This is a genomic window from Pedococcus sp. P1_H8, from assembly GCF_056405175.1.
Genome location: NZ_JBFUCP010000343.1, coordinates 1 through 400 on the forward strand (window position 1 = coordinate 1; position 400 = coordinate 400).

Below are 400 nucleotides of genomic sequence, written 5' to 3' on the forward strand. Positions count from 1 at the left end.
GCGTGTAGATGGTCAGCGGCAGCACGAACGAGATGTTCGGGATGATCAGCGCCTGGTACTGGCCGATCCAGCCGAGGTTGCCGAACAGCTGGAACAGCGGGGTCACCAGCGCGACGGTGGGGAACATCGAGGCGCCGAGGATGATCCCGGTGACCAGGTACTTGCCGCGGAACTCGATGCGCGCCAGCGCGTACGCAGTGAAGACACCGAGCAGCAGGCCGACCGCGGTGGTGGCCGCGCCGATGATCAGGCTGTTGACGATCGCGCCGAGGAAGTCGTTGCCCTTGTCGGTGGCCAGGGCCGCCCGGAAGTTGTCCAGGGTCAGCGTCGTCGGCCACGGCGAGGTGTCGAAGGTGTCGGCGACCGGCCGCAGCGCGGTGACCACCATCCAGTAGAACGG

1 protein-coding gene is annotated in these 400 nt (G+C 67.0%); it reads right to left on the reverse strand.

What is annotated here, in order from left to right:
- The coding region (locus AC1DYG_RS20300) for a carbohydrate ABC transporter permease (RefSeq protein WP_477641640.1) at positions 1-400 on the reverse strand (400 nt) is incomplete at both ends.